Origin of the sequence: Enterobacter cloacae complex sp. XAL002 (assembly GCF_049236805.1) — a bacterium.
Lineage (GTDB): Bacteria > Pseudomonadota > Gammaproteobacteria > Enterobacterales > Enterobacteriaceae > Enterobacter > Enterobacter intestinihominis.
Genome location: NZ_JBMKJN010000002.1, coordinates 42449 through 67998, shown reverse-complemented (window position 1 = coordinate 67998; position 25550 = coordinate 42449). Strand labels below are relative to the sequence as shown.

Sequence of the window (25550 nt, the reverse complement as noted above, 5' to 3'; positions counted from 1 at the left end):
AGCAGTCATTATTTTGTGGGGATCAGCGGCCGCCGCGGATCAAACCGCCCATGCCGCGTCGCTCCATAAACGCCGCCACCTGATGGCGCACTTCGGCTGCCAGCTGTGCTTCCAGGCTACGCGCGGCCAGCTCATGCGCCTCATCTTGTTCGATGTGACGTAACAGGTATTTCACACGCGCAACGGAACGTCCGTTCATTGACAGGTGACGGAAACCGAGGCCAATCAGGATCGCCACGCACATCGGATCGCCGGCCATTTCACCGCACAGGCGCAGGTCGATATTATGCTGCTCGGCTTCGCGGGCGATCATCGCCAGGGCACGAAGCATCGCCGGATGCAGGCTGTCGTAGATACTGGCCACGCGCGTATTGTTGCGATCGACCGCCAGAATGTATTGCGTTAAGTCGTTGGTGCCAACGGAGATAAAATCAACGCGGGTCGCCAGCTGCGGTAACATAAAGACCATCGAAGGCACTTCCAGCATCACGCCAATACGGGGTTTAGGGATCGCGTAGCCGATCATCTCTTCCACTTCGCGCCCTGCACGTTCAATCAACCGCCGTGCTTCGTCGATCTCGTCAATACTGGTGACCATCGGCAGCAAAATGCTGAGATTCCCCGTGGCCGCGTTGGCACGCAGCATCGCACGAACCTGGATAAGGAAAATTTCCGGCTGATCGAGGGTAATGCGGATCCCACGCCAGCCGAGGCAGGGATTCTCTTCACTGATGGGCATATAGGGCAGTTGCTTATCCGCGCCGACGTCGAGGGTGCGCAACGTGACGGGTTTGTCGTTAAACATCTGCAACATGCCCTGATACTGCGCAACCTGCTCCTCTTCTGACGGGAAGCCGCTTTGCAGCATGAACGGTATTTCGGTGCGGTAGAGACCAATGCCATCGATGCGGCTGCCGAGCTTCTCTTCATGCTCGGGGCTTAACCCCGCGTTGAGCATCACCTTCACCCGCTCACCGCTCTTGAGCTGCGCGGGCAGGTTGACGTCATCTTCCGCCAGCTTGCTTAATTCATTCTCTTCGCTGATAAGACGCTGGTACTCCTGAAGAAGAACCGGCTCAGGATCCACCAGCAACTCACCGCGATATCCGTCCACCACCAGCGTGCGGCGATGCAGTACGGAGGGCTGAATATCCGCCCCCATCACGGTCGGAATACCGAGCGCACGCACCATAATGGCGGCATGAGAGTTAGCTGCGCCATCGCGCACCACCACGCCCGCCAGCCTGTCCTGCGGTAATTCCGCCAGCGTCGTCGCCGAGAGTTCATCGGCCACCAGCACAAACCGGTTCGGCCAGGCATTCGCCCCCTGAATAGTATCATCGAGGTGGAACAGCAGACGTTGCCCAAGCGCGCGTAAATCGCCGGCGCGCTCTTTCAGATAGCCGTCAGTCAGTACCGCAAACTGCTCGGCAAATTTTTCAATGACCTTTTTAACCGCCCACTCTGCCACCGACCCCTTATCGACCTCGGCAAATAACTCACGACGCAAACGCGCATCGGAAAGCAGGTGTGAGTAGAGATCGAAAATGGCCGCCGTCTCTTTTTGCGCGCCAGCGGCAAAGCGTTTGCTGTAGCGACGAAACTCATTCGCCGCCTCTTCCAGCGCAGCGGTGAGCCGTTCGCGCTCAAGCGCCTCATCCAGCGTAGAGGCTTCGTAGACCTGCTCCATCAGCGGGAGCGTGGCATCCATCCAGCCTTCGGCAATAGCGACCCCCGGCGAGGCCGGAAGCGCGCGAATACGCGTATGACGATACTGACCAAAAAGGGCTGTCAGTTGGGACTGAGAGAGGATCGCCGCCATCTGCGTTGCCAGCGTGACGAGGAAGGACTCCTCGCTTTCATCGTACTGGCGCAGCTCGCGCTGCTGAACAACAAGCACGCCAAGCAGCTGGCGGCGCTGAATAATCGGTACGCCAAGAAACGCGCGGAAACGCTCTTCTTTGACGGAAGGGATATATTTGAAGCTGGGGTGTTTTTGCGCATCGGCAAGGTTGATTGGCTCCGCCAGTCGCCCGACCAGGCCAACAATACCTTCATCAAACGCGAGCGTGACGGTACGTCCCCGTGGTTTTTTTAATCCGCGGGTTGCCATAAGGTAGTAGCAACGTCGGTCATGGTCGGCCAGGTAGACCGAACAGACCTCGGTTTCCATCGCAAGACAGATGTCCGTCACCAGAATATTCAGCGCCTCGTTGAGGCGAGGCGCACTGGCGACCTTTTCAACTATTTCTCGCAAGCGGGTGAGCATGATTTGCGTAGCTTAACCTCTTTTACGTCGCCAGGCAGGTGCGCTCTGTGGCTTCGGAGTCGTCTCCTGAAGCTGCATCACGACACTTGCGAACTCTTTCATCACCCTACGGTATACATCGCGCTTGAATGACACGACCTGACGAACCGGATACCAGTAGCTTACCCAGCGCCAGCCATCAAACTCTGGCGTGCTGCTGGTTTGCATATTGATATCTGAATCGTTGCCCACCAACTGCAAAAGAAACCACTTCTGTTTCTGGCCGATACAAACCGGCTTTGTGTCCCAACGCACCAAACGTTTCGGTAACTTGTAACGCAACCAGTTGCGGGTCGAAGCCAGGATGCGAACATCTTTTCGGCTTAAACCAACCTCTTCAAACAGCTCCCGGTACATCGCTTGTTCTGGGGACTCTCCAGGATTGATCCCGCCTTGCGGGAACTGCCAGGAGTGCTGACCATATCGCCGGGCCCACATCACCTGGCCCTGACGATTACAAATTACTATTCCTACGTTTGGGCGGTAGCCATCGTCATCAATCACCGGACTACCCCAAACTAAATCTGATATATGAATGATTGTTTCACACTACAGGGAGGCGGTAAACCACTCTCTTACAGGCCTGCAACCTAATAACATTTGAATAACTCACAATTTTGTGAGGAGTTATAAACAGATGAGGGCAACTGAGACCATTTTTATTCACCTTTTCTGTGGATATAGTTGTGAAGAAGTATGGAATTACCGATGAACAACCTTGTGGCCCGGCGAATCGGCAATTTTCATCACTTAAAATAAATTATTTAAATTCATCTAGTTAAACGTAAATTTAGGGTATCAAAGGCGATTAACGTGACGATCGTCACATCAAAGATCTTCCTGGTGATGAAAGATCGAACAGCGTCGATTTTATCCACAGATTGTGCCAATAAGTTAGGCACAATTTGTGTGAAAATTCGATTTTCATCGCACGTCAAGGCTGTAAATTGAAACAGTAGTGGCGGTTATTCGCAGTTATCCCATTTTTCTGTGGATAACATGGTGTAAGATCCTGTTTATTGTCAGTGACCAGAATTGCACAACCTGTTTTTTAGCCATGGCGCGACGGGATACATTCCTAAAAAACATAATATAAATCATCCACATGGAATATATACTCAGAAAAAAGTAAACTCTATCCACAAGGGATAAAATATCAGTTCATTTTTTAATCAAAAGGTTGTCAGCATGCATTCTCTCGCCCCACTGCTCTCTCCTCCCGTCAGTGAAGCCCAGTTGCTCCAGCAGGCACAACGTCTGGCAGGCTATGCACTGGGCGAGCTGGCCGTGATGGCGGGGTTGACGATACCCAACGATCTGAAGCGCGATAAAGGCTGGATCGGCGTGTTGCTTGAACGTTGGCTGGGCGCAAGCGCGGGCAGTAAACCCGAGCAAGATTTTGCGGCGCTGGGGGTGGAACTGAAGACGATCCCCATTGATAGCCTGGGGCGGCCGCTGGAAACTACCTTTGTCTGCGTTGCGCCGCTAACGGGTAATAGCGGAGTGACATGGGAAACCAGCCACGTCAGGCATAAGCTGAAGCGGGTGTTGTGGGTACCCGTTGAGGGTGACAGGCAGATCCCGCTGGCAGAGCGTCGCGTTGGCGCCCCGCTGCTCTGGAGCCCGGATGAAGAAGAAGAGAGACAGCTTTCCCAGGACTGGGAAGAGCTGATGGACATGATTGTGCTGGGACAGGTTGAGCAGATCACCGCCCGGCATGGCGAAGTGCTGCAACTCCGTCCCAAAGCCGCCAACAGCAAAGCGCTCACTGAAGCGGTAGGTGCACAGGGCGAACCGATCCTGACGCTGCCGCGCGGCTTCTATCTTAAAAAGAATTTCACCGGTGCACTGCTGGCACGACACTTCCTGTTGAAAACATAGTTTTTTACCAATTTTGCGCTCCGGCTAACATAATCTCCTCCTTTTTAAGATTTCCCCCCTTTCACCTGTCGTAATATCAGGTTATTACTACACTATGATTTGATACGAGCCAGGTGAGGATGAGAACGATGAAAAAATGGGCAGTAATTATCTCAGCAGTCGGTTTAGCGTTTGCGGTATCGGGTTGTAGCAGCGACTATGTCATGTCAACGAAAGATGGTCGTATGATCCTGACCGATGGCAAACCCGAAGTCGACGACGATACCGGTCTGGTGAGTTACCGCGATCGCGAAGGCAATCAAATGCAAATTAATCGCGACGAAGTCTCCCAGATCATCGAGCGTTAAACAGATAAAGGTCAGTAGCTTGCTGGCCTTTTTGATTTTTTCCTTCCCCTTTTGCCTTCCCTCTGCCATGTTTATATTCCTTTGTCGGGAGGTTCCTGACGCGGTCTGTATGTCTAAAAAAGGAAACCGGCTATGCATTATCACCGTATCCCCCATAGCGCTCTGGAGATCAGCCAGCTGGGGTTAGGCACCATGACATTTGGTGAACAAAACAGCGAAGCCGATGCCCATGCACAACTCGATTACGCCGTCAGCCAGGGCATTAACCTGATTGACGTGGCGGAGATGTACCCAGTTCCTCCCCGCCCGGAAACTCAAGGTCTTACCGAAACGTATGTCGGCAACTGGCTGGCGAAACGCGGCAATCGCGAAAAGCTGGTCATCGCTTCTAAGGTTAGCGGCCCTTCCCGTAATAACGATGCCGGGATCCGCCCTAACCAGATCCTCGATCGCAAGAATATCCGTGCTGCGCTGGATGCCAGCCTCAAGCGCCTGCAAACCGACTATCTCGATCTTTATCAGGTGCACTGGCCGCAGCGTCCGACGAACTGCTTCGGTAAGCTTGGCTACACCTGGAACGAGAGTGCTCCGGCCGTCACCCTGCTGGAAACACTGGAGGCGCTTACGGAATGCCAGCGCGCGGGTAAGATCCGCTACATCGGCGTTTCCAACGAGACGGCGTTTGGCGTAATGCGCTATCTGCATCTGGCCGATAAACACGACCTGCCGCGGATCGTGACCATCCAGAACCCGTACAGCCTGCTGAACCGCAGTTATGAAGTGGGTCTCGCAGAAGTGACGCAGTACGAAGAGGTGGAGCTGCTCGCCTACTCTTGCCTGGGCTTCGGAACCCTGACGGGCAAATACCTGAACGGCGCGAAACCGGCTGGTGCGCGTAACACGCTTTTCAGCCGCTTCACCCGCTATAGCGGCGAGCAGACACAAAAAGCCGTGGCGGCCTATGTGGATATCGCGAAGCGTCACGGACTCGATCCGGCGCAGATGGCGCTGGCCTTCGTGCGTCGTCAGCCGTTTGTGGCAAGTACCCTGCTCGGCGCAACGACAATGGATCAGTTGAAAACCAATATTGAGAGTTTCCACCTGAACCTGAGTGAAGAGGTCTTAGCGGAGATTGAAGCGGTGCATCAGGTTTATACTTACCCGGCACCTTAAGTTGACGATTTGCCCGGTGGCGGCGTTGCCTTACCGGGCCTACAAAATCCGCCAACATCACGAAACGTAGGCCGGGTCAGGCGGAGCCGCCACCCGGCAAAGATATCACCGCCGACGCTGCCAGACCCACAGCCCGGTAATCGCCAGCGCAAACAGTGCGCCAAACCCCACCCCGATTGCCACAACCGGCGCACCTGCTTTTACCGCCAGCGAGTAAATCCCCAGCATCAGCAGCATCGCCATGTTTTCGCCAAGGTTTTGCACCGCAATGGCGTTGCCAGCCCCGACGGTCTGCTTGCCGCGCTCCTGCAAAAGCGCGTTGAGCGGCACCACAAAGAAACCGCCTAATACGCCGATCAGTAACAACAGGGCATAGGCTGGCAATATGGCATGTTGCAGGGAGAAGAACAGAACGCCGACGCCGATCAGGATCCCTGCAGGCATGCAGCGCGCAACGGTTTCAAGCGTTACCAGTTTGGCCGCAGCCCCGGCCCCGACCACAATCCCGACGGCGACCATGGCATTCAGGTAGGTCGGCGTGGCGTTGTCTGTTATGCCCAGCGCCACCGGCACCCACAGCACCAGCAGGAAACGCAGCGTAACGCCGGCCCCCCAGAACATGCTGGTGCCCATCAGCGAGAAGCGTGTTTCACCGTTACGCCACAGTACGCGGCAGGCGTTGAAGAAGCTGCCGGTCATTGGCCCGAAGCGCCAGGATTGTCCCGGACGCGCCACGGCCAGTTTGGGGATAAACAGGTTGGCGATCACCGCGCCACCGTACATCAGGGCACAGATGCCAAGCGCGGCGAGTACATGCCAGTCTGCCAGCACGCCGCCCGCCACCGAACCCAGCAGAATCGCCGCAATGGTGGAGGACTCCATCAGGCCGTTGGCCTTCACCAGCTTATCGCCGGTGGTGAGCTCACCCAGAATGCCGTACTTCGCCGGGGAGTAAGCTGCCGCGCCAATGCCTACCAGCGTGTAGCCAACAAACGGGTTGATACCAAAGCAGATGCTTGCCGCGCCCAGAAGCTTAAGACTGTTGGCAAACATCATGACCCGACCTTTGGGGAAGCTGTCCGCCACCTGGCCAACAAACGGCGCAAATACAATGTAAGCACCCACAAACACCATCTGTAGGATCGGCTGGCTCCAGTCGGGATAAAACTCAGCTTTCAGCAACGCCAGCGTAGCAAACAGCAACGCGTTATCGCCGAACGCGGAAAGAAACTGGGCGGCGATAACCGCCATCATGCCTTTCGACCAGATTGAAGTGTTAGTGTGTACTGACTCACGCATTATGCTGTTCCGCCTCTTCAACCATGCCCTTCAGGGTCACAAAATCGGGTTTACCGCTGCCCAGCACCGGTAACTGTTTGAGGTAACGAATATCGCGGGGGACCGCCAGCTCGGGGATACCATGTTCGCGCGCATACCTGAGAAGCGCATCACGCTTCAGTTCACCGTCAGTAGTAAAGAGCACCAGCGCCTCGCCTTTACTGGCATCACTTTTCACCACGGTCGCATGCATTTTCTCCGCCGAGACTGCGGTCGCCAGCGTCTCGACCATTTCAAGAGAGACCATTTCCCCGGCGATCTTGGCGAAGCGTTTTGCACGTCCCTGGATCTGCACGAAGCCCTGATTGTCGAAGCGCACGATATCGCCCGTGTCGTACCAGCCCGTTTCAACCTCGCCATTGACGTTCTCGGCCGTCGGCGCCTCAAGCACGCCCGGTTTTTCCACACGCAGATAGCCGTTCATGACGTTCGGCCCTTTCAGCTGAAGACGTCCGCCGTCTTCAATACCCGGCACCGCCAGCAGACGCGCGTCCAGCCCCGGCAGAATACGGCCAACCGTTCCCGGTTTTGCCGCCATCGGAACGTTGATGGAGACCACCGGCGCGCACTCCGTCACGCCATAGCCTTCCAGAATCCGCAGGCCAAACTTGTCCTGCCAGATCTGGCGCGTACTGTCCTGGAGTTTTTCCGCCCCCGCCACCACGTAGCGCACGCGGAAGAAATCATACGGGTTGGCGAAGCGCGCGTAATTTCCGAGGAAGGTGGACGTCCCGAACAGCACAGTGCAGTTACGGTCATAAACCAGCTCCGGCACAATGCGGTAGTGCAGCGGGCTTGGGTAGAGGAACACCTCGGCACCGGTCAGCAGCGGCGTAAAGAGACCCACGGTCAAACCAAATGAGTGGAACAGCGGCAGCGCCGACATAAAGCGATCGTTGGCGGTAAAGTCAGCGATGGTTTTAATCTGTTCGACGTTTGCCAGAATGCTTTTGTGGCTATGAACCACACCTTTCGGGTTGCCTTCAGAGCCGGAGGTAAAGAGGATAATGGCATCATCCTCCGGCTGCTGCTTAACCTGCGCCAGACGCGGCATCAGCAGGTGCGCGAAAATCCACAGCTTGTCGGCGGTCGTGACGTCTGCTTTCAGATCTTCCAGGAACACCCAGCGCACCTGCGTCAGCTGTTCCGGCAGGTGCCACAGCTTGCCTTTATCCAGGAACTGGCGGGAGGTAAAGATGGTGTTGATTTGTGCTGCGGTAATCGCGCTGGAGAGCCCTTTCACGCCCGCCGTGTAGTTCATCATCGCCGGAATGCGGCCCCGGGACACGGCACCAAAGATTACCGCCGCGCTGATACCCGCGTTTGGCAGCATCAGGCCGATCTTTTCGCCCTGTTTGCTGTACTTTTCCAGAATACGCCCGACAAACAGCGTTTTGGTCAACAGCTTACGGTAGGTATCCGGCGTAAAATTGATGTCTTCGATGCAGTTTTTCTTCGCACCGTAGCGATACTGCGCCGACAGCAACGATTCATACAGCGTTTCGCGCGGGCGAACGGCCATGCGCGCTTCCATCATAATCTGGTGCAGCATTTCCCCGGCGATTTTACGGCGGTCGCGCGCGCGCGGCGCCTCGGGCATCGGCAGTGACGTCGGCGGTAATATATGCAGGGTAATTTTCGGGAACAGACGCTGCTTCACCAGCCCTTTCAGACGGCTGAAAAAGGTTAGCTCAGCCCCGTCGATGCGTAGCGGCACGACGGTGGCCTGAGACTTCGCCGCGACAAAACCGGCCCCGTCGTAAATTTTCATCAGGGAGCCCGTCACTGAAATCCGCCCTTCCGGGAAGATAACCACCGGACGCCCCTGCCCAATCAGACGCACCAGATGTTTAATCATCATCGGTTTGGTAGGGTCGAGCGGGACAAAATCAATCAGCGGCCTGAGCCAGCGCATGTACCATTTTTCACTGATGGAGCTGTACACCGCAAAGACGGGCCGCACGGGCAAAAAAAGCGCCAGCAATACGCCATCAAGAAAAGAGACGTGATTCGGTGTGATAAGAACACGCTCGCCATAGAGTGCCTGCGTATCGCCAGTCACGCGAATGCGAAACAGGACACGAAACAGTGTGCGGAAGAACCCAAAAAGCATTTCAACTCCCTTTGCCAGCCAGTGTGAAAGGTATAAATGGTGGCAGATTACACGAGAAGTAGTGAGGGAGCGATAGCAAAAACAGAGGCGAAAAAAAACCTGCGCATCCGCGCAGGTTGGTGCAAGTGAAGAGTACGAAAACGTACCAGGAATTCTCACCAATCAATACCTCTGGGATCTTGATTGTGGCCTCCGGCGACAGGCTTCGCCAGCAGGAAAACGCAAGGGAATGAGCCGAAGTGCAACCAGGTGTGAATAATCTCTTTTGCTGTTACAGGTTGAACTTACAGGCAAAAAAAAACCTGCGTAAAACGCAGGTTGGTGTAAATCGTGTTAATCAACCGAAGTTGATTCCACCTATCAATACCTCTGGGATCTCGACTCTAGCAATTCACAACGCATCGTTGCCAACGGACAATCGCAACAGCCTGAGGCAAAGTGTAACTAAAGGTTCAGATTGACATTATTCAGACATGACTGGCCGTGTAACGATTACACCGCGAGGGATGTTCTGCTTCACGTTTGCAGAGGACGCTCACCCGCTCCCCTTGAATGCGCGCCGCTTTTCCGCAACACTAGTTAGTGTGTAAACGCTTACCCCTATAAGAAGGTATTGAATGGCGACAATTAAGGATGTGGCTCGTCTGGCCGGTGTTTCCGTCGCGACCGTCTCCCGCGTGATCAACAACTCCCCTAAAGCGAGTGATGCATCACGCCAGGCCGTGCAGGACGCCATGGAAAACCTGAATTATCACCCTAACGCCAACGCACGCGCCCTTGCCCAACAGTCGACAGAAACCATCGGGCTGGTGGTCGGGGATGTATCCGATCCGTTTTTCGGTGCGATGGTCAAAGCCGTAGAACAAGTTTCTTATCACACCAGTAATTTCCTGCTGATTGGTAATGGCTACCACAATGAACAGAAAGAACGCCAGGCCATTGAGCAGTTGATCCGTCATCGCTGTGCGGCGCTGGTGGTCCATGCCAAAATGATCCCCGACGCCGAGCTGATCCATCTGATGAAACAGATGCCGGGGATGGTGATTATCAACCGTATTATTCCCGGATTTGAAACCCGCTGCGTGGCGCTCGACGACCGTTACGGCGCATGGCTCGCAACCCGTCACCTGATCCAGCAGGGCCATACCCGAATTGGTTATCTGTGCTCCAACCACCCAATTTCCGATGCGGAAGATCGCCTTCAGGGCTATTACGACGCGCTGCGCGAAGCCGGTCTGCCGTGCAACGATCGTCTTGTGGCGTACGGAGAACCGGATGAGAGTGGCGGCGAGCAGGCGATGACCGAGCTGCTGGGCCGCGGGCGGAATTTCACCGCCGTGGCCAGCTATAACGACTCCATGGCCGCCGGCGCGATGGGCGTGCTGAATGATAACGGAATCGACGTCCCGGCAGAAATTTCGCTGATTGGCTTTGATGATGTGCTGGTGTCGCGCTACGTGCGCCCTCGCCTGACCACCGTGCGCTACCCGATTGTGACCATGGCAACGCAGGCGGCAGAACTGGCGTTAGCGCTGGCCGAGCATCGCCCGCCACCGGAAATTACCCACCTGTTCAGCCCAACCTTAGTGCGCCGTCACTCGGTGGTATCGCCCGCGGAAGCCGTGAGCGAACAGCGATAGAGATGGACGGTTTTATCCGGGTATTCCAGCGCATCACCGATGTAGTGCCAGCCGTAACGTTCGTAGAAGTCGCGGCAGGCAGACCAGAGGTGGAGCTCGTGATACCCGGCGCGTCGCGCGTAGCCGATAACATGCTGCTGAAGTTTTCCCGCCAGCCCGTTTCCCCGCGCGGCTTCATCGACATACAGCGCAGCCAGCCAGGGATGAAGATCCTGCCGGGAAATTAAATCGCAACGCCACAACCCAACGGTGCCCAGCAGCTGGTCATCCTCAACGGCAATAAAGGTGAGCGGTAACTCGCCCGGCGTCAGGCTGTGCTCGACAATGCTCTGGAAAAAGGCACGCGGCATACCTTCACCAAACGCGTTCCAGATCCAGTCGATCACCTGCTGTGTAAACTGCGGCGCAGCGTGAAGCGGCAGTATATTCACACCAGCTTCCCCTGGAAAAGAGGGACCGATTCGAAGAGATAGCCGTCAAAATCGGGCGCGTCTTCGTCTGACAGCTCAAGCAGGCTCTTTTTAACGTTCTCAAGATGCTGGAACATCGCCTGCCACGCCCCCATCACGTCGCGGCGGCGGAGCGCAGCGAGAATGGTTTGCCTGTCTCCGAGCCACTTCAGGCGCCAGGCGCGGCTGGCGATATGGCCATTGAACTGCTGCCACAGCGGACTGCTGTCCATGTGATGCCAGACACTCTCAACCGTCGCCAGCAGCATCTGGTTTTGTGTGGCCCCAGCCAGCACCAGGTGGAACATTTTGTTGTTGTCCTGGCTGCGATCGTCGACGGCAATCGCCCGTTGCTCTTGCTCGATAATGCGGCGCAGGTTGTCGATGTCCGCCCGTGTCGCCATTTTTGCGGCAAAGGCAGCGATGTTGCTTTCAAGCAGTTGACGCGCCTGGAGAATTTCAAACGGCCCAACGTCACTGTTCAGAAAACGCTCTTCCTCGTTTTCATGCTCTTCCGGAATGCGCATCACGTACACGCCAGACCCCTGGCGAATATCCACCGTCCCCTGAAGCTCAAGCATCAGCAGCGCCTCGCGCACGATAGTGCGGCTGACGCCATACGTCTCGGCGATGTTGCGCTCCGGCGGCAGACGCGATCCCACGGGATAATGCCCCTGGATAATCTGCGCCCGTAAATCCTCGCCAATCTCCTGGTACTGTTTTTTTTCCGGCAGGATGACAGCCTTATCCACGTTTTCACCTGTGTTTTTCAGTTAATGCGCGGGCCGGACGTCCTCCCGGCCAGTTTGTGCGCTATTTTACCAGAAGGCTTACTTCCATTCATCGTCTACCCTGAGCGTCAGCACACGCTCATCGCGCAGCTGGCGGAACCAGGACGCTGATTTCTTTGCCCGCCGTGCGCGTTGATTTTCAAGGTCGATCTCAATCAGCCCGTAGCGGTTTTTAAACGCGTTCATCGGGGAGACATTGTCGGTGAAGGCCCACAGCATATAACCGTGACAGTTCGCCCCCGCCTCCCGCGCCAGCAGCGTGTAGTAGAGATGTTCGCTGATAAACGCGATGCGGTACGTGTCGTCAATGACGCCGTCACGATTGCGATACTGCGCTTCGTTCTCCACGCCCATCCCGCTTTCCGCCACAAACCAGTCAATGTTGCGATAGTCGTTTTTAATCCGCATCGCCATGTCGTAAATAATGCGCGGAAAGATCTCCCAGCCGCGAGAGGTGTTCATTCGCCGTCCGGGCAGCTCAAACGGCTCGTAGTAGTACGCCGGATGGAACGGCGTCTTCGGGTGCCAGCCGCGGGACGGGGCTTTGACGCGATGCGGGTAATAGAGGTTAATGCCCAGCTCATCGACGGTGTTGTCGGCAATCAGCGCCAGCTCGTCAGCCGTGTAGTCCCACTGCACCTGATGCTGCGCCAGCAGGGTAAAGAGCGCCTGCGGATAGCGCCCGTGCACCAGCGGGTCGAGAAAGACGCGGTTGTAGAACAGATCGTACATCTCTGCCGCTCGCACGTCATGCGGCGCGCGGGAGCGCGGATAGGTCACTTCCGGGTTAAGAATACAGCCCACCGTGCCGTCATACCCTTTCTCGCGAAACAGCTTCACCACTTTCGCCGTCGCCAGCACCTTATGGTGGTTCCACTGCATCCAGGTGCTGGTGCTCTGCTCATAGGGCCAGCGCAGCGCGTCAAGGTAGACGCGCGTCTGGACCACAATCGGTTCGTTGAAGGTAAACCAGCGGGTGACTTTGCCGTGAAAGCGCTCAAATACCTTTTCCGCATAGCGAACGAACAGCTCGACGACGTGCTTTGACGCCCAGCCGCCGTAGGTCTCCAGCAGCACGCCCGGCAATTCGTAGTGTTCCAGGCAGATCATCGGCTCAATGCCCTGACGGTGCATTTCATCGAACAGCGCGTCGTAATACGCGGCGTACTCTTCATCTACCGTCGCATTTTCATAGTCGGTTAAAAAGCGCGACCAGTTGATCGAGGTGCGATAGTGCGTCAGTCCCGCCTGCTTCATCAGCGCTACATCTTCGCGGAAGCGATTGATAAAGTCGGTTGCCACCGCCGGACCATAGCCGTTGTGCCAGACGTGACGATCGTTCATGTACCAGAGATCGATCCACGAATCCTGCCCCGGCTTTTTGCCGCTCCAGCCCTCGGTCTGCCAGGCCGATGCCGCCGCGCCCAGAATAAAATCTTGCGGTATGGCTATCTGTTTTGTGCTCATCGTATCCTCATGCGTTATCGGTGGCTTGTTGCAGTGCGGCCTGCTCTGCGCGGCGTGAAGCAATTTTCACAAACGGCAGATAGATAATCACCGCGGTCACGATGCAGATAAACTGGGTGATCACCGCCCCCATGGAGCCCGCCGTTGACAGCCAGGCGTTGATCAGCGGCGGCGTGGTCCAGGGCACCATCACCACGGCTTTCCCGGCAAATCCGGTCACGGTGGCAAAGTAGCCAATCGAGCCCGTCACCAGCGGCGTGATGATGAAGGGGATAGCCAGGATCGGGTTGAGCATGATTGGCATACCGAAGATCACCGGCTCATTGATATTAAAAATACCCGGCCCGATGGAGAGCTTGGCTATCTCCTTCATCTCTTTACGTTTGGTGGCAATCATGACGGCTATCAGCAGGCCGATGGTCAGGCCGGAGCCGCCGATGCTCATATAGACGTCCCAGAACGGCATGGTGATGATGTTTGGCACCTCTTTGCCCTGCTCGAACGCGCTCATGTTAACGGTGATTGCCCCCAGCAGCAGCGGCTCGCGGATCGGCTTGATCATCTGGTTGCCGTGAATACCAATCACCCAGAACAGCTGGGCGACAAACATCAGCAGCAGGATCCCCGGCAGGCTTTGCACCACGCGCTCCAGCGGCTGTTGCACCACCTGGTATACCGCGTCGTAGAGATACATGCCGGTAATCTGATGAAACACGAAGCCAAAGGTGGCGATGGCGGTGGTGGTGATAATGGCCGGGATCAGCGCAGAGAACGACGCGGCAACGTTCGGCGGCACCGTGTCCGGCATCCTGATTTTCAGCCCCTTGCGGTTTTCCAGCCAGCAGTAGATCTCCACCGACAGGATGGCGATAAACATACCGAGGAACAGGCTGCGGGTATCTGAGAACTGGCGCAGCAGCACATCTTTCACCACGTGCATCTCACCGTCCACCAGCATTTCCACCGTGGTCGGCGTCACGCAGATAAAGCAGATCACCGCCAGCAGGCCGGGGAACAGGGACTTAATGCCGTTAATACGCCCCAGCTCAATGCCGATTAAAAACACCGCGCCGATGTTGAGAAAGTTCAGCGTGGCGTAGTTGAGCGCGCTGGTGATCGGCTTTAAGGCCGCGAGAAACGACAGCGACTGAAAGCTCGCCAGACCGTTTTTCGGATCCAGCACCATATTGGAGATCAATACCGAGAACGCCCCCACTATGATGACTGGCATTAAGGTAATAAACGCAGACTTGATCGCCTGGATATAGCGATAGCTGTTGAAGGTAGTGGCAAAACTGCCCAGAGCGTCGATCAGTTTTTCCTGAAATGCCATAGGGTAATACCTCAGTAAAAGGGCTTTTATTGAATAAGGTGTACAGCCGGATACTATTGGTATGCCAAAAATAGCGTCCACAGGCGATTTGTTCTGTGATTAAGCTCCCAACGCCGTTAGAGGTATTCCAGATTATGATTTATCACCATTTTGGTATACCAATGACAGGCATTTATTCCGCGGGCGAGGATCGTTACTGAAAAGCGTGATCGTTATGGGGTTTTGTCCTTCCCACGTCGCTTATGCGCCGGATGGTCTGTGTTAAACTGCAAACCATTACGTGGAAACAGGAATTTCGAATGGCAACAATGCTGGATGTCTCACTGCGTGCGGGCGTGTCGAAGGCCACCGTTTCGCGCGTGCTGAACGGCACAGGTCAGGTTAAAGAGAGCACGCGCCAGCAGGTATTTCGCGCGATGGAGGAGCTGGGCTATCGTCCGAACTTTCTCGCGCGCTCGCTGGCTAACCAGACCAGCAACAGCATCGGTCTGGTCGTCTCGACGTTCGACGGTTTTTACTTTGGTCGTTTGCTACAGCAGGCGTCACGGCAGACCGAAACGCACGGTAAACAGCTGATTGTTACCGACGGTCACGATGCCCCTGAACAGGAAGAACTGGCGGTGCAGATGCTCGCCGACCGCAAGTGCGACGCCATCGTGCTGTACACGCGTTACATGAGCGAAAAGACGATCCTGAAGCTGATCAACAGCGTGCAGACGCCGCTGGTGATCATTAACCGCGAAGTGAGCCAGGCGGCGGATCGCTGCGTCTTCTTTGAACAGCAGGACGCAGCCTTCAAAGCGGTGGATTACCTGATAAGCCAGGGCCATCGGGAGATCGCCTGTATCACCGTCCCGATCCACACCCCAACGGGTAAAGCGCGGCTGATGGGCTACCGTAAGGCGCTGGAGAAGCACGGTATTCGTCTCGATGAGCGGCGGATTAAATACGGCGATGCAGGCATGACGCGGGGTTACGAGCTGTGCAAGGAGCTGATTGCGGAAAAGACATCGTTCAGCGCCCTGTTTGCCTGTAATGATGATATGGCCCTGGGCGCCTCCAAAGCATTACACCAGGCCGGGCTGAAGATCCCGCAGGATATTTCGCTGTTTGGTTTTGACGATGCCCCCAGCGCAAAGTGGCTGGAGCCTGCCCTGTCGTCGGTGTATTTGCCGATCGACAACATGATCGTGACGGCGATCGACCAGGCGATCCGGCTGGCAAAAAACCAGCCGGTTGAAGCGATCCCACCGTTCACCGGCACGCTGGTCTTACGCGATTCGGTGACAACAGGGCCCTGGTTTAATCAGACCAGCTCTAACGCCAGCAATTCCTGAATGGTCTGGCGACGGCGAATCAGCCGCGCCACGCCATTATCAAACAGCACTTCCGGCAGCAGCGGACGGCTATTGTAGTTCGAAGACATAGACGCCCCGTATGCACCGGTATCATGCAGCACCAGATAATCTCCCGGTTTTACCTCTGGCAGCGAACGGGTTTCGACTTTCCCGCCTTCCTGCTGAGTAAAGACGTCACCGGATTCACACAGCGGGCCGGCAACAACGGTCTCGATGCGCGGGGCGTTGACCAGATCGCGGCCATCGGCGGCAAGCGCGGTGATGTGATGATAGCTGCCGTACATGGACGGGCGCATCAGGTCGTTGAAGCCAGCATCAATCAGCACAAAGTGACGGCTTCCCATCTCCTTCACGCTCCGCACCTGCGCCACCAGCACGCCAGCTTCGGCGACCAGGAAACGACCCGGCTCAATCTCCAGCTTCACCGCATGGCCCAGATGAGCGGCAATGCTGTCACGCGCGGCGCTCCACAGGCCGTAATAGTGATCCGTGTCGATCGCCTCCTCCCCTTCGCGGTAAGGGATCGAAAGCCCTCCCCCGGCGGAGATCGCCTCCAGATCTTGGCCAAAATCGATAACCTGACGCACCATCGCGCCACAGACCTGCTCAAGATGGCCATAATCCACGCCGGATCCGATATGCATGTGAATACCCACCAGCTTAAGGTTGTAACGTTGTAAAACCTCCAGCGCCGCAGGCATATCGGCATACCAGATCCCGTGCTTGCTGTTTTCGCCCCCGGTGTTGGTTTTCTGACTGTGACCGTGACCAAAGCCCGGGTTGATGCGCAGCCAGACGCGATGGCCCGGGGAAACCTGCCCAAGCTGTTCCAGCATATCCACCGAACCGGCATTCACCGGGATTTGCAGCTCGTGCACGCGCGCCAGCGTGGCGTCGTCTATCAGGTCAGCGGTGAAGACGATCGCGTCGCTATCGGCCTTTGGATCAAACCCGGCCGCCAGCGCACGTTCGATTTCACCCAGCGATACGGAGTCAACCTTCACGCCCTGCTCGCGCATCAGGCGCAGAATATGAATATTGGAGCAGGCCTTCTGCGCAAAACGCACCACGTCAAACTGATGCAGCGCGACGATTTTCTCGCGAACAATCTGCGCATCGTAGACCCACACCGGACAGCCGAATTCGGCAGGCAGGCGCAGCAGGTTATCGGCGTTTAAATCGGTTTCGGTCTGGTTGAGCGGGCGTGGCATGGTCGTCTCCGGTATTCTGTTTTTTATCATTACGCCACAGCCTGAAGAGAATAAAAAATATCGTTTTATCGTGAGTCTATGCAAAAATGATATGGACCACGCTCAGCCATCAGGTGCCCTATGCCCGCCGTTAACCTACGCCATATCGAGATTTTTCATGCGGTGATGACCACCGGCAATCTCACTGAAGCCGCGCAGATGCTGCACACCTCGCAGCCGACGGTCAGCCGCGAGCTGGCGCGTTTTGAGAAAGTGCTGGGGCTGAAGCTGTTTGAACGCACCCGCGGCAGGCTGCATCCAACGGTGCAGGGTTTACGTCTTTTTGAGGAGGTTCAGCGCTCCTGGTACGGGCTGGACAGGATCGTGAGCGCGGCGGAGAGCCTGAGGGAGTTTCGCCAGGGCGAGCTGTCCATCGTCTGCCTGCCGGTCTTTTCTCAGTCGTTCCTGCCGGTACTGCTACAGCCGTTTCTGGCCCGCTATCCGGAGGTCAGCCTGACCATCGTGCCGCAGGAGTCGCCGCTGCTGGAGGAGTGGCTTTCGGCCCAGCGCCACGATCTGGGTCTGACCGAAACCCTCGTCACGCCAGCGGGAACGGAACGCACGGAGCTGCTCTCGCTGGATGAGGTCTGCGTGCTGCCTGCCAGCCACCCGCTTGCTTTCAAAGCAGTTCTGACCCCGGCAGATTTTCACGGTGAGAACTATATCAGCCTGTCGCAGACCGACAGCTACCGACAGCTTCTGGATGGCCTGTTTGCCGAACATCAGGTGAAGCGGCGGATGGTGATGGAAACGCACAGTGCGGCATCAATTTGCGCGATGGTGCGCGCGGGCGTGGGTATTTCGGTGGTGAACCCGCTCACGGCTATGGACTACGCCAGCAGCGGCGTGGTTCTGCGCCGTTTTAGCGTTTCCGTTCCCTTTACCGTAAGCCTGATCCGCCCGCTGCACCGGCCCGCCTCAGCGCTGGTTGATGCCTTTAGTGAACACCTGATTGCGCACGCGCGTCAGGTGGCGCTTCGGTTACCTGACCTGCAAAAACCTTTATGACAGCATAAACTCCACCGCATCCGCGGCATGGATGGCGGCGGTATCAAAGACCGGTATCGGGCTTTGGTCTGCCGGCACCAGTAGGCCAATTTCGGTACAGCCGAAGATGACTCCTTCCGCCCCCTGCTGCGCCAGTTTCTCAATCACGCTGACGTACCAGGCGCGCGAAGCTTCGCTGAAGGTGCCGAGGCACAGTTCATCAAAAATAATCTGGTTAATGCGCGCCCGGTCTGCCTCCTCCGGGATCAGGCTTTCAATCCCGAACTGGCTACTCAGCCGCCCGCGGTAAAAATCCTGCTCCATGGTGTAGCGCGTCCCCAGCAGCGCCACGCGCGTCATGCCGGCGGCACGTATGGCACGCCCGGTGGCATCCGCGATATGTAAGAACGGCAGCGAACAGCGGTCTTCAATATGCGACGCCACCTTATGCATGGTGTTGGTACACAGCAGAATACCCTGCGCGCCCGCACGCTCCAGGCCAAGTGCGGCGTCTGCCAGCATTTGCCCGGCTTTGTCCCACTCCCCGCTCGACTGGCAGGCTTCTATTTCATGGAAATCCACGCTGTGCAGCAGCAGGCTGGCCGAATGCAGACCGCCCAGACGCTGTTTGACGCCTTCATTAATCAGGCGGTAGTACGGGATCGTTGATTCCCAGCTCATGCCCCCTAACAGACCGATCGTTTTCATCTTTCCTCCTGTACGTTTCACCCAGTGAAGCAAACTTGTGATCGCCTTTCCAGTTATTTGGCTAAACGTTTTCTTTTCGCTGCGGCTGAGATAAGTTAAATGAAACAATGTTTCATTACATAACAGGGCGAAAATATGTTTATTTTCCATAAAGAGACCACGCTTGAGGATTTGGGCAACGGCGTGACGCGTCGTATTCTGGCGCACGACGGCAGGATGATGGCAGTGGAAGTGAATTTCGAGCAAGGTGCGATTGGCCCGCGGCATAACCACCCGCATGAGCAGCTCACCTACGTTCTCTCGGGGGAATTTGAGTTCACCATTGGCGAGGAAAAGCATGTGGTGACGGCGGGCGACACTCTCTATAAAAAGCCGCACGTGATGCACGGCTGCGTTTGCCTCAAACCCGGCACCTTGCTGGATACCTTTACGCCGGTACGCGAGGATTTCCTGAAATAAAAAAAGGCGCTCATCAGAGCGCCTTTTTTCATGTTATTCCGTAACCGGCTCAGGAAGTTGTTCCGGCAGCGGGTTGCGGGAGCGCATTGCTTCGCGCAGCAGCACGCTGCCACAGGCGAACAGCCCACCCAGAATACCCGCCAGCAGCACGATCAGTGCTTTGCCCGGGCCATCTTTTTTCACCGGCATAGAAGGAGAGAGCTGGTATTTGAACGGCTCCAGGCTCACGTCTTCGAAGGAGAGTTTTTGCAGCTGCGCCAGATAGTATTCGCGGTTCTGGAAATCGGCGTTCAGCTCAGAAACATCCTTCAGATTTTTCTCAATTTGCAATTTCTGCGCAATCCCGTCCGCGCCAAGCGCGACGGAGTAATCCGGATCGTCTTTCACCGCCTGTCCGTTACTGTAAACCGGCTTTTTGATCCCTGCCGCGTTCGCCACTTCCAGCGAGTAGTTAAGGCGTTGCAGGTTGGTATTGTGGATATTGGTCAGTCGAACCCGATCCAGCTCCAGCTGCTGCTGAACCGTTTTGGTTCTCAGGATCAGCTGATCGCGGATGTTTTGCATGGTCTCCTGCTCGACGATGCGGGAAATGTACTGAATGTAACCATTTAACACTTTCTGCGCGTCCTCTGCCGTTGGGGCAGTGAAGCTTAACGTCCAGGAGAGATACGGTGCTTTATCAGCATTTTTTTCCTGGGTGTTATCAATAGCCTTCATCTTTTCGGCGATATTGACCACCGCGCGGTGCAGCTCCAGCGGGTCAACCTCGGCGCCATCGAGCTGAGCCATCACGTAAGGAGAGCTCTTCATGTACTCTTCAAGCAGGGACTGAGACTGAAACTTTTTGATAAACAGATTAAATACATCCGCACGGGTAACTTTAACGTCCACATCAAGCACCTGCAGCGTCACCATCATCTGGCGCAGCGAACTCCACTGCGTCTGTTCCGCTGGCGTAATGACCGCTTTACTGGTCCATTTTTGCGGTATCAGGAAGGCGATTGCCAGGCCGACCAGTGCAAATGCAAACACAATGGTAATGATGCGTTTTTTTGCTGCCAGCAGGACGTCCAGCAGACCCAGGAGATCTATTTCTTTAGCGCTGACCGCCGGGGGAGCATAGTGAGGAAAGTTGAGATCCGTATGTTGTTTGAAATCCATTGCTGACATAACTGTTCTTCTTTTAAGGATGCAGTGAAATTCTGCCTGACTGGTTCCGGTTTAAGAAATCATACAAGAATGTAAGAATTATCTGAATGCCGAATTGGTACATCTGTAGACCTGCTATCAGATCTGGTAGTTAGCCACGCTGCGTGACTATTGTTTTTCCCGTTTCCACTTGTGCTTCGTATCGCCTCCTCGCAGTCCCGACGAACGTCCGTGAAAAGGCAAAAATGCCACCTCCCTCACTATATTGAAACAGCGTTTCGACGCTGATCACATTTCCATCATTAAGCGAATGACGCAGAAATAAATCGCAATAATATAAAATAAAACGATGTTTTAGTATCCAAGAACGGCGGTTCAGCTCTTTTGAAACCCAACGCATTTAGCGCAAAGAGGAAGGCAAAAATGCGTTAATAAACAATTTTATATTTAGCCGACGCCAGATATTGCACCCTAAAATTCAGCTCTCATGCCGCGCGATGCTGGCCTGGGAAGATGTAACAAAGCAGATTCCGTTTTAAACCATTGATCGCCAGGTAGGTATGTATGAATGAAAACAAGCTGCTGGGGCTCGCATGGATATCACCCTACATCATCGGGTTGATACTCTTTACGGCATTCCCCTTCGTCTCATCATTTTTCCTCAGCTTTACGGATTACGATTTGATGAGTCCGCCGGTGTTTAACGGCATCGAAAACTATCGCTACATGTTTACCGAAGACACGCTCTTCTGGAAATCAATGGGCGTGACCTTTGCATACGTATTTTTAACCATTCCGTTAAAGCTCGCCTTCGCATTAGGGATTGCCTTTGTCCTGAACTTTAAATTACGCGGCATCGGATTTTTCCGTACTGCCTACTATATTCCGTCGATCCTCGGCAGTTCCGTCGCCATTGCCGTATTGTGGCGCGCCTTATTTGCCATCGATGGCCTGCTGAACAGCTTTATCGGCGTATTTGGTTTTGACCCGGTGAACTGGCTGGGTGAACCGTCACTGCCGCTAATGTCCGTTACCCTGCTGCGCGTCTGGCAGTTCGGTTCCGCGATGGTCATCTTCCTGGCCGCGCTGCAAAACGTACCGCAGTCCCAGTATGAAGCGGCGATGATCGATGGCGCATCGAAATGGCAGATGTTCATGAAGGTGACCGTGCCGCTGATTACGCCGGTGATCTTCTTCAACTTCATCATGCAGACCACGCAGGCGTTCCAGGAATTTACCGGGCCGTACGTGATCACCGGCGGCGGGCCGACCTATTCGACCTACCTGTTCTCGCTCTACATCTACGACACCGCGTTTAAGTATTTCGATATGGGTTATGGCGCGGCGCTGGCGTGGATCCTGTTCCTGGTGGTGGCCGTCTTCGCCGGTATCGCCTTTAAGTCGTCGAAATACTGGGTGTTCTACTCCGCCGATAAAGGAGGCAAAAATGGCTGATATTCAACAACTCTCCACGGCAAGAAGCATCGCCGAACGCGAAGTAGCCCGCACGCTGCGCAGAGAGAAAATCAATGCCACCGTTCGCTATGCGATCCTGCTGTTTGTCGGCCTGCTGATGCTTTACCCGCTGGTGTGGATGTTCTCCGCGTCGTTCAAACCGAACCACGAGATCTTCACCACCCTGAGCCTGTGGCCTGCCCATGCCACCTGGGACGGCTTCATCAACGGCTGGAAAACCGGCACCGAGTACAACTTCGGCCACTACATGCTGAACACCTTTAAGTATGTGATCCCGAAAGTGATCCTGACCATTATCTCCTCCACCATCGTGGCGTATGGCTTTGCCCGCTTCGAGATCCCGTGGAAGAAGTTCTGGTTCGCCACGCTCATTACCACCATGCTGCTGCCAAGCACCGTGCTGCTGATCCCGCAGTACCTGATGTTCCGTGAGATGGGCATGCTGAACAGCTATATGCCGCTGTACCTGCCGCTGGCCTTCGCCACCCAGGGGTTCTTCGTCTTCATGCTGATCCAGTTCCTGCGCGGCGTCCCGCGTGACATGGAAGAAGCGGCGCAGATTGACGGCTGTAACTCCCTTCAGGTGCTGTGGTACGTGGTTGTGCCGATCCTTAAACCGGCCATTATCTCCGTCGCCCTGTTCCAGTTCATGTGGTCTATGAACGACTTTATCGGGCCGCTGATTTATGTCTACAGCGTGGATAAATACCCGATTGCACTGGCGCTGAAAATGTCCATCGACGTCACCGAAGGGGCGCCGTGGAACGAAATTCTGGCAATGGCGAGCATCTCCATTCTGCCATCCATCATTGTCTTCTTCCTGGCACAGCGCTACTTCGTACAGGGCGTCACCAGCAGCGGAATTAAAGGTTAAGAGGGAAATACCATGGCTGAAGTTATTTTCAACAAGCTGGAAAAGGTCTACTCCAACGGTTTTAAAGCGGTACACGCTATCGATCTTAAAATCGCCGAAGGGGAATTCATGGTGATCGTCGGCCCATCCGGCTGCGCCAAATCCACTACTCTGCGCATGCTGGCGGGACTGGAAACCATCAGCGGCGGCGAGGTGCGTATCGGCGACAAGATCGTGAACAACCTCGCGCCGAAAGAGCGCGGGATTGCGATGGTGTTCCAGAACTACGCCCTCTATCCACACATGACGGTGCGCGAGAATCTGGCCTTTGGCCTCAAGTTGAGCAAGCTGCCGAAAGATCAGATTGAGTCCCAGGTGAATGAAGCCGCCAAAATTCTCGAGCTGGAAGAGCTGCTCGACCGCCTGCCGCGCCAGCTTTCCGGCGGCCAGGCGCAGCGCGTGGCGGTAGGCCGTGCGATTGTGAAAAAACCGGATGTGTTCCTGTTCGATGAGCCGCTTTCAAACCTCGACGCCAAACTGCGCGCCTCGATGCGTATCCGTATTTCCGACCTGCACAAGCAGCTGAAGAAATCCGGAAAACCGGCCACCACCGTTTACGTGACCCACGACCAGACCGAAGCGATGACCATGGGCGACCGCATCTGCGTGATGAAGCTCGGCCATATCATGCAGGTGGATACGCCGGACAATCTCTACCACAAGCCGAAGAACATGTTCGTGGCGGGCTTTATCGGCGCGCCGGAGATGAATATACGCAAAAGCGTGCTGGTCGAAAAAGCGGGACAGCTGCACATCGCCATTGGTGATGAAAGCATGCCGCTGAACGCGGAGAAGCAGGAGAAAGTCGCCGCTTACGCGGGTCAGGAGATCTTCTTCGGCGTGCGTCCGGAATTTGTGTCGCTCTCTGATGAGCCCTTCCCGAACGGCGGCTGTAGCGGGGAGATGGTGCGCGTTGAGAACATGGGCCACGAATTCTTTGTGTACCTGAAGGTCGCGGACTACGAACTGACCGCCAGAATCCCGTCCGATGAAGCTAAACCAATGATTGATAAGGGACTTCATCGTAAGGTGTATTTCACGTTTGATATGAATAAGTGTCATATTTTTGACGCAAAAACTGAACAGAACCTCTCTCTCTGATGGAGTGATAAAAATGAAAAAAGTGCTTTTAAGCGCAGCTATCTCCGCGACCCTGGGCCTTACCGCTTTGCCATCGATGGCGCAGAATGTGGATTTACGGATGTCCTGGTGGGGCGGCAACGGCCGTCACCAGGTCACCCTGAAAGCGCTGGAGGAGTTCCATAAGCAGAACCCGGACATCAACGTGAAAGCGGAATACACCGGCTGGGACGGTCACCTCTCCCGTCTGACCACCCAGATTGCGGGTGGAACCGAGCCAGACGTAATGCAGACGAACTGGAACTGGCTGCCGATCTTCTCCAAAACCGGTGACGGCTTCTACGATCTGAACAAGTTGAAGGAGGTGATCGACCTGTCGCAGTTCGATCCCAAAGAGCTGCAAACCACCACCGTGGATGGCAAGCTGAACGGCATTCCGATCTCGGTGACGGCGCGGGTGTTCTACTTCAATGACGAAACCTGGAAAAAAGCGGGTATTGCGTACCCGAAAACCTGGGACGAGCTGATGGCAGCCGGTAAAACCTTCGAGAGCAAGCTCGGTAAGCAATACTACCCGGTGATCCTCGAGCACCAGGATACGCTGGCGCTGCTGAATTCGTACATGATCCAGAAGTACAACATTCCTGCGGTGGATGAGAAAACCAAAAAGTTCAGCTACACAAAGGAACAGTGGGTGGAGTTCTTCCAGACCTACAAAAAGCTGATCGACAGCCACGTCATGCCGGACACCAAATATTATGCCTCATTTGGTAAGAGCAACATGTATGAGATGAAGCCGTGGATCCAGGGAGAATGGGGCGGCACCTATATGTGGAACTCCACCATCAACAAATATTCCGACAACCTGAAGCCACCGGCGAAACTGGAGCTGGGCAGCTACCCAATGCTGCCGGGCGCCACCGACGCGGGCCTGTTCTTCAAACCGGCTCAAATGCTGTCGATTGGTAAGTCGACCAAAAACCCGGAAGCGGCGGCGAAGCTGATTAATTTCCTGCTCAACAGCAAAGAAGGGGTCGATACGCTGGGCCTTGAGCGTGGCGTACCGCTGAGCAAAGTAGCGGTGCAGTATCTGACTGAAGACGGCACCATTAAAGAGGACGATCCTTCCGTGGCAGGCCTGCGTCTGGCGCAGTCGTTGCCGGCGAAACTCACCGTCTCGCCATACTTTGACGACCCACAGATTGTGGCGCAGTTCGGTACTTCTTTGCAGTATATCGACTACGGGCAGAAAACCGTGGAAGAGACGGCCGCTGACTTCCAGCGTCAGGCGGAGCGTATTTTGAGACGTGCGATGCGGTAAACACTAAGC

General features: G+C 55.5%; 22 protein-coding genes. 11 read left to right on the top strand and 11 right to left on the bottom strand.

What is annotated here, in order from left to right:
* Nucleotides 1-22: 22 nt before the first annotated feature.
* A complete protein-coding gene (ptsP, locus tag ACOT0L_RS01965; protein ID WP_023306854.1) occupies nt 23-2269 on the bottom strand; it encodes a phosphoenolpyruvate--protein phosphotransferase in 2247 nt (748 codons plus the stop codon).
* A 12-nt stretch (nt 2270-2281) separates the two neighbouring features.
* Entirely contained in the window at nt 2282-2812 is a 531-nt protein-coding gene (gene rppH, locus ACOT0L_RS01960) for an RNA pyrophosphohydrolase (protein ID WP_032622373.1), read from the bottom strand.
* A 684-nt stretch (nt 2813-3496) separates the two neighbouring features.
* On the opposite strand from rppH, the gene mutH reads away from it, so the two are divergent.
* The 3 genes from mutH to ACOT0L_RS01945 all read left to right on the top strand — a co-directional run bounded on the left by mutH (nt 3497) and on the right by ACOT0L_RS01945 (nt 5709).
* On the top strand, nt 3497-4189 hold the full coding sequence (gene mutH / locus ACOT0L_RS01955; RefSeq protein ID WP_022649239.1) for a DNA mismatch repair endonuclease MutH: 693 nt from the start codon (nt 3497-3499) through the stop codon (nt 4187-4189).
* 128 nt (nt 4190-4317) lie between these two features.
* Nucleotides 4318-4536 carry a YgdI/YgdR family lipoprotein gene (locus ACOT0L_RS01950; RefSeq protein ID WP_003862794.1) on the top strand — a complete coding sequence of 73 codons (219 nt, stop codon included), beginning with the start codon at nt 4318-4320 and terminating at the stop codon, nt 4534-4536.
* Between the two features lie 132 nt (nt 4537-4668).
* Entirely contained in the window at nt 4669-5709 is a 1041-nt protein-coding gene (locus ACOT0L_RS01945) for an NADP(H)-dependent aldo-keto reductase (protein ID WP_015571754.1), read from the top strand.
* A 105-nt stretch (nt 5710-5814) separates the two neighbouring features.
* Here ACOT0L_RS01945 and lplT read toward each other — a convergent pair whose 3' ends face one another.
* Together lplT and aas are read right to left on the bottom strand one after the other, a co-directional pair.
* A complete protein-coding gene (lplT, locus tag ACOT0L_RS01940) occupies nt 5815-7008 on the bottom strand; it encodes a lysophospholipid transporter LplT (RefSeq protein WP_022649240.1) in 1194 nt (397 codons plus the stop codon).
* Nucleotides 7001-9160, bottom strand: coding sequence for a bifunctional acyl-ACP--phospholipid O-acyltransferase/long-chain-fatty-acid--ACP ligase (gene aas, locus ACOT0L_RS01935; RefSeq protein WP_126502684.1), 2160 nt, complete (start codon nt 9158-9160; stop codon nt 7001-7003). Before aas ends, lplT begins: the two co-directional genes overlap by 8 nt.
* Nucleotides 9161-9777: 617 nt before the next feature.
* Between aas and galR the strand changes: the two genes are divergently transcribed.
* A complete protein-coding gene (gene galR, locus ACOT0L_RS01930; RefSeq protein WP_126502683.1) occupies nt 9778-10800 on the top strand; it encodes an HTH-type transcriptional regulator GalR in 1023 nt (340 codons plus the stop codon).
* Here the strand turns inward: galR and ACOT0L_RS01925 are convergent.
* From ACOT0L_RS01925 to ACOT0L_RS01910, 4 genes are all read right to left on the bottom strand, one after another.
* A complete protein-coding gene (locus ACOT0L_RS01925; RefSeq protein WP_023306858.1) occupies nt 10755-11231 on the bottom strand; it encodes a GNAT family N-acetyltransferase in 477 nt (158 codons plus the stop codon). The genes galR and ACOT0L_RS01925 overlap by 46 nt on opposite strands.
* Nucleotides 11228-12001, bottom strand: coding sequence for a GntR family transcriptional regulator (locus ACOT0L_RS01920; protein WP_022649243.1), 774 nt, complete (start codon nt 11999-12001; stop codon nt 11228-11230). Before ACOT0L_RS01920 ends, ACOT0L_RS01925 begins: the two co-directional genes overlap by 4 nt.
* A gap of 78 nt (nt 12002-12079) precedes the next feature.
* Nucleotides 12080-13507, bottom strand: a complete 1428-nt coding sequence (locus ACOT0L_RS01915; RefSeq protein ID WP_126502682.1) for a glycoside hydrolase family 1 protein — start codon at nt 13505-13507, stop codon at nt 12080-12082.
* A gap of 7 nt (nt 13508-13514) precedes the next feature.
* A complete protein-coding gene (locus ACOT0L_RS01910; RefSeq protein ID WP_003862812.1) occupies nt 13515-14840 on the bottom strand; it encodes a PTS sugar transporter subunit IIC in 1326 nt (441 codons plus the stop codon).
* 299 nt (nt 14841-15139) lie between these two features.
* On the opposite strand from ACOT0L_RS01910, the gene ACOT0L_RS01905 reads away from it, so the two are divergent.
* Entirely contained in the window at nt 15140-16177 is a 1038-nt protein-coding gene (locus ACOT0L_RS01905) for a LacI family DNA-binding transcriptional regulator (RefSeq protein ID WP_022649245.1), read from the top strand.
* On the opposite strand, the gene lysA is transcribed toward ACOT0L_RS01905, so the two are convergent.
* The gene (lysA, locus tag ACOT0L_RS01900; protein WP_048965691.1) at nt 16147-17409 is read right to left on the bottom strand and encodes a diaminopimelate decarboxylase; all 1263 of its coding nucleotides are present in this window, start codon (nt 17407-17409) and stop codon (nt 16147-16149) included. The two genes, ACOT0L_RS01905 and lysA, sit on opposite strands and share 31 nt — an antisense overlap.
* Before the next feature lie 120 nt (nt 17410-17529).
* Between lysA and ACOT0L_RS01895 the strand changes: the two genes are divergently transcribed.
* A complete protein-coding gene (locus ACOT0L_RS01895) occupies nt 17530-18456 on the top strand; it encodes a LysR family transcriptional regulator (RefSeq protein WP_022649247.1) in 927 nt (308 codons plus the stop codon).
* On the opposite strand, the gene ACOT0L_RS01890 is transcribed toward ACOT0L_RS01895, so the two are convergent.
* Nucleotides 18451-19143, bottom strand: coding sequence for an aspartate/glutamate racemase (locus ACOT0L_RS01890; RefSeq protein WP_023306862.1), 693 nt, complete (start codon nt 19141-19143; stop codon nt 18451-18453). The genes ACOT0L_RS01895 and ACOT0L_RS01890 overlap by 6 nt on opposite strands.
* A 135-nt stretch (nt 19144-19278) precedes the next feature.
* Here ACOT0L_RS01890 and ACOT0L_RS01885 point away from each other — a divergent pair, with 135 nt between their 5' ends.
* Entirely contained in the window at nt 19279-19602 is a 324-nt protein-coding gene (locus ACOT0L_RS01885; protein WP_048965692.1) for a cupin domain-containing protein, read from the top strand.
* A gap of 33 nt (nt 19603-19635) precedes the next feature.
* Here ACOT0L_RS01885 and wzz(fepE) read toward each other — a convergent pair whose 3' ends face one another.
* Nucleotides 19636-20772 carry an LPS O-antigen length regulator Wzz(fepE) gene (gene wzz(fepE), locus ACOT0L_RS01880; protein WP_023298520.1) on the bottom strand — a complete coding sequence of 379 codons (1137 nt, stop codon included), beginning with the start codon at nt 20770-20772 and terminating at the stop codon, nt 19636-19638.
* Nucleotides 20773-21315: 543 nt separating this feature from the next.
* On the opposite strand from wzz(fepE), the gene ACOT0L_RS01875 reads away from it, so the two are divergent.
* Genes ACOT0L_RS01875 through ACOT0L_RS01860 form a run of 4 tightly spaced genes read left to right on the top strand, consistent with a single transcriptional unit; the run spans nt 21316 to nt 25541 of the window.
* Complete coding sequence (locus ACOT0L_RS01875; RefSeq protein ID WP_126502681.1) at nt 21316-22206, top strand: carbohydrate ABC transporter permease; 891 nt, start codon at nt 21316-21318, stop codon at nt 22204-22206.
* A complete protein-coding gene (locus tag ACOT0L_RS01870) occupies nt 22199-23101 on the top strand; it encodes a carbohydrate ABC transporter permease (RefSeq protein ID WP_022649251.1) in 903 nt (300 codons plus the stop codon). Before ACOT0L_RS01875 ends, ACOT0L_RS01870 begins: the two co-directional genes overlap by 8 nt.
* A 12-nt stretch (nt 23102-23113) precedes the next feature.
* Nucleotides 23114-24241: an ABC transporter ATP-binding protein gene (locus tag ACOT0L_RS01865; protein WP_023306863.1), complete on the top strand. Its 1128-nt coding sequence runs from the start codon at nt 23114-23116 to the stop codon at nt 24239-24241.
* Between the two features lie 13 nt (nt 24242-24254).
* The gene (locus ACOT0L_RS01860; protein ID WP_023298522.1) at nt 24255-25541 is read left to right on the top strand and encodes an ABC transporter substrate-binding protein; all 1287 of its coding nucleotides are present in this window, start codon (nt 24255-24257) and stop codon (nt 25539-25541) included.
* Nucleotides 25542-25550: the final 9 nt, after the last annotated feature.

Bases quoted from the DNA above. Each gene is read 5' to 3' on its own strand.
- ACOT0L_RS01895 (WP_022649247.1), top strand. From the start codon at position 17,530: ATGCCCGCCGTTAACCTACGCCATATCGAGATTTTTCATGCGGTGATG.
- ACOT0L_RS01865 (WP_023306863.1), top strand. From the start codon at position 23,114: ATGGCTGAAGTTATTTTCAACAAGCTGGAAAAGGTCTACTCCAACGGT.
- ACOT0L_RS01890 (WP_023306862.1), bottom strand. From the start codon at position 19,143: ATGAAAACGATCGGTCTGTTAGGGGGCATGAGCTGGGAATCAACGATC.
- ACOT0L_RS01875 (WP_126502681.1), top strand. From the start codon at position 21,316: ATGAATGAAAACAAGCTGCTGGGGCTCGCATGGATATCACCCTACATC.
- ACOT0L_RS01945 (WP_015571754.1), top strand. From the start codon at position 4,669: ATGCATTATCACCGTATCCCCCATAGCGCTCTGGAGATCAGCCAGCTG.
- ACOT0L_RS01885 (WP_048965692.1), top strand. From the start codon at position 19,279: ATGTTTATTTTCCATAAAGAGACCACGCTTGAGGATTTGGGCAACGGC.
- ACOT0L_RS01905 (WP_022649245.1), top strand. From the start codon at position 15,140: ATGGCAACAATGCTGGATGTCTCACTGCGTGCGGGCGTGTCGAAGGCC.
- galR (WP_126502683.1), top strand. From the start codon at position 9,778: ATGGCGACAATTAAGGATGTGGCTCGTCTGGCCGGTGTTTCCGTCGCG.
- lplT (WP_022649240.1), bottom strand. From the start codon at position 7,008: ATGCGTGAGTCAGTACACACTAACACTTCAATCTGGTCGAAAGGCATG.
- ACOT0L_RS01915 (WP_126502682.1), bottom strand. From the start codon at position 13,507: ATGAGCACAAAACAGATAGCCATACCGCAAGATTTTATTCTGGGCGCG.
- ACOT0L_RS01910 (WP_003862812.1), bottom strand. From the start codon at position 14,840: ATGGCATTTCAGGAAAAACTGATCGACGCTCTGGGCAGTTTTGCCACT.
- ACOT0L_RS01950 (WP_003862794.1), top strand. From the start codon at position 4,318: ATGAAAAAATGGGCAGTAATTATCTCAGCAGTCGGTTTAGCGTTTGCG.
- ACOT0L_RS01860 (WP_023298522.1), top strand. From the start codon at position 24,255: ATGAAAAAAGTGCTTTTAAGCGCAGCTATCTCCGCGACCCTGGGCCTT.
- ptsP (WP_023306854.1), bottom strand. From the start codon at position 2,269: ATGCTCACCCGCTTGCGAGAAATAGTTGAAAAGGTCGCCAGTGCGCCT.
- ACOT0L_RS01870 (WP_022649251.1), top strand. From the start codon at position 22,199: ATGGCTGATATTCAACAACTCTCCACGGCAAGAAGCATCGCCGAACGC.
- mutH (WP_022649239.1), top strand. From the start codon at position 3,497: ATGCATTCTCTCGCCCCACTGCTCTCTCCTCCCGTCAGTGAAGCCCAG.
- aas (WP_126502684.1), bottom strand. From the start codon at position 9,160: ATGCTTTTTGGGTTCTTCCGCACACTGTTTCGTGTCCTGTTTCGCATT.
- lysA (WP_048965691.1), bottom strand. From the start codon at position 17,409: ATGCCACGCCCGCTCAACCAGACCGAAACCGATTTAAACGCCGATAAC.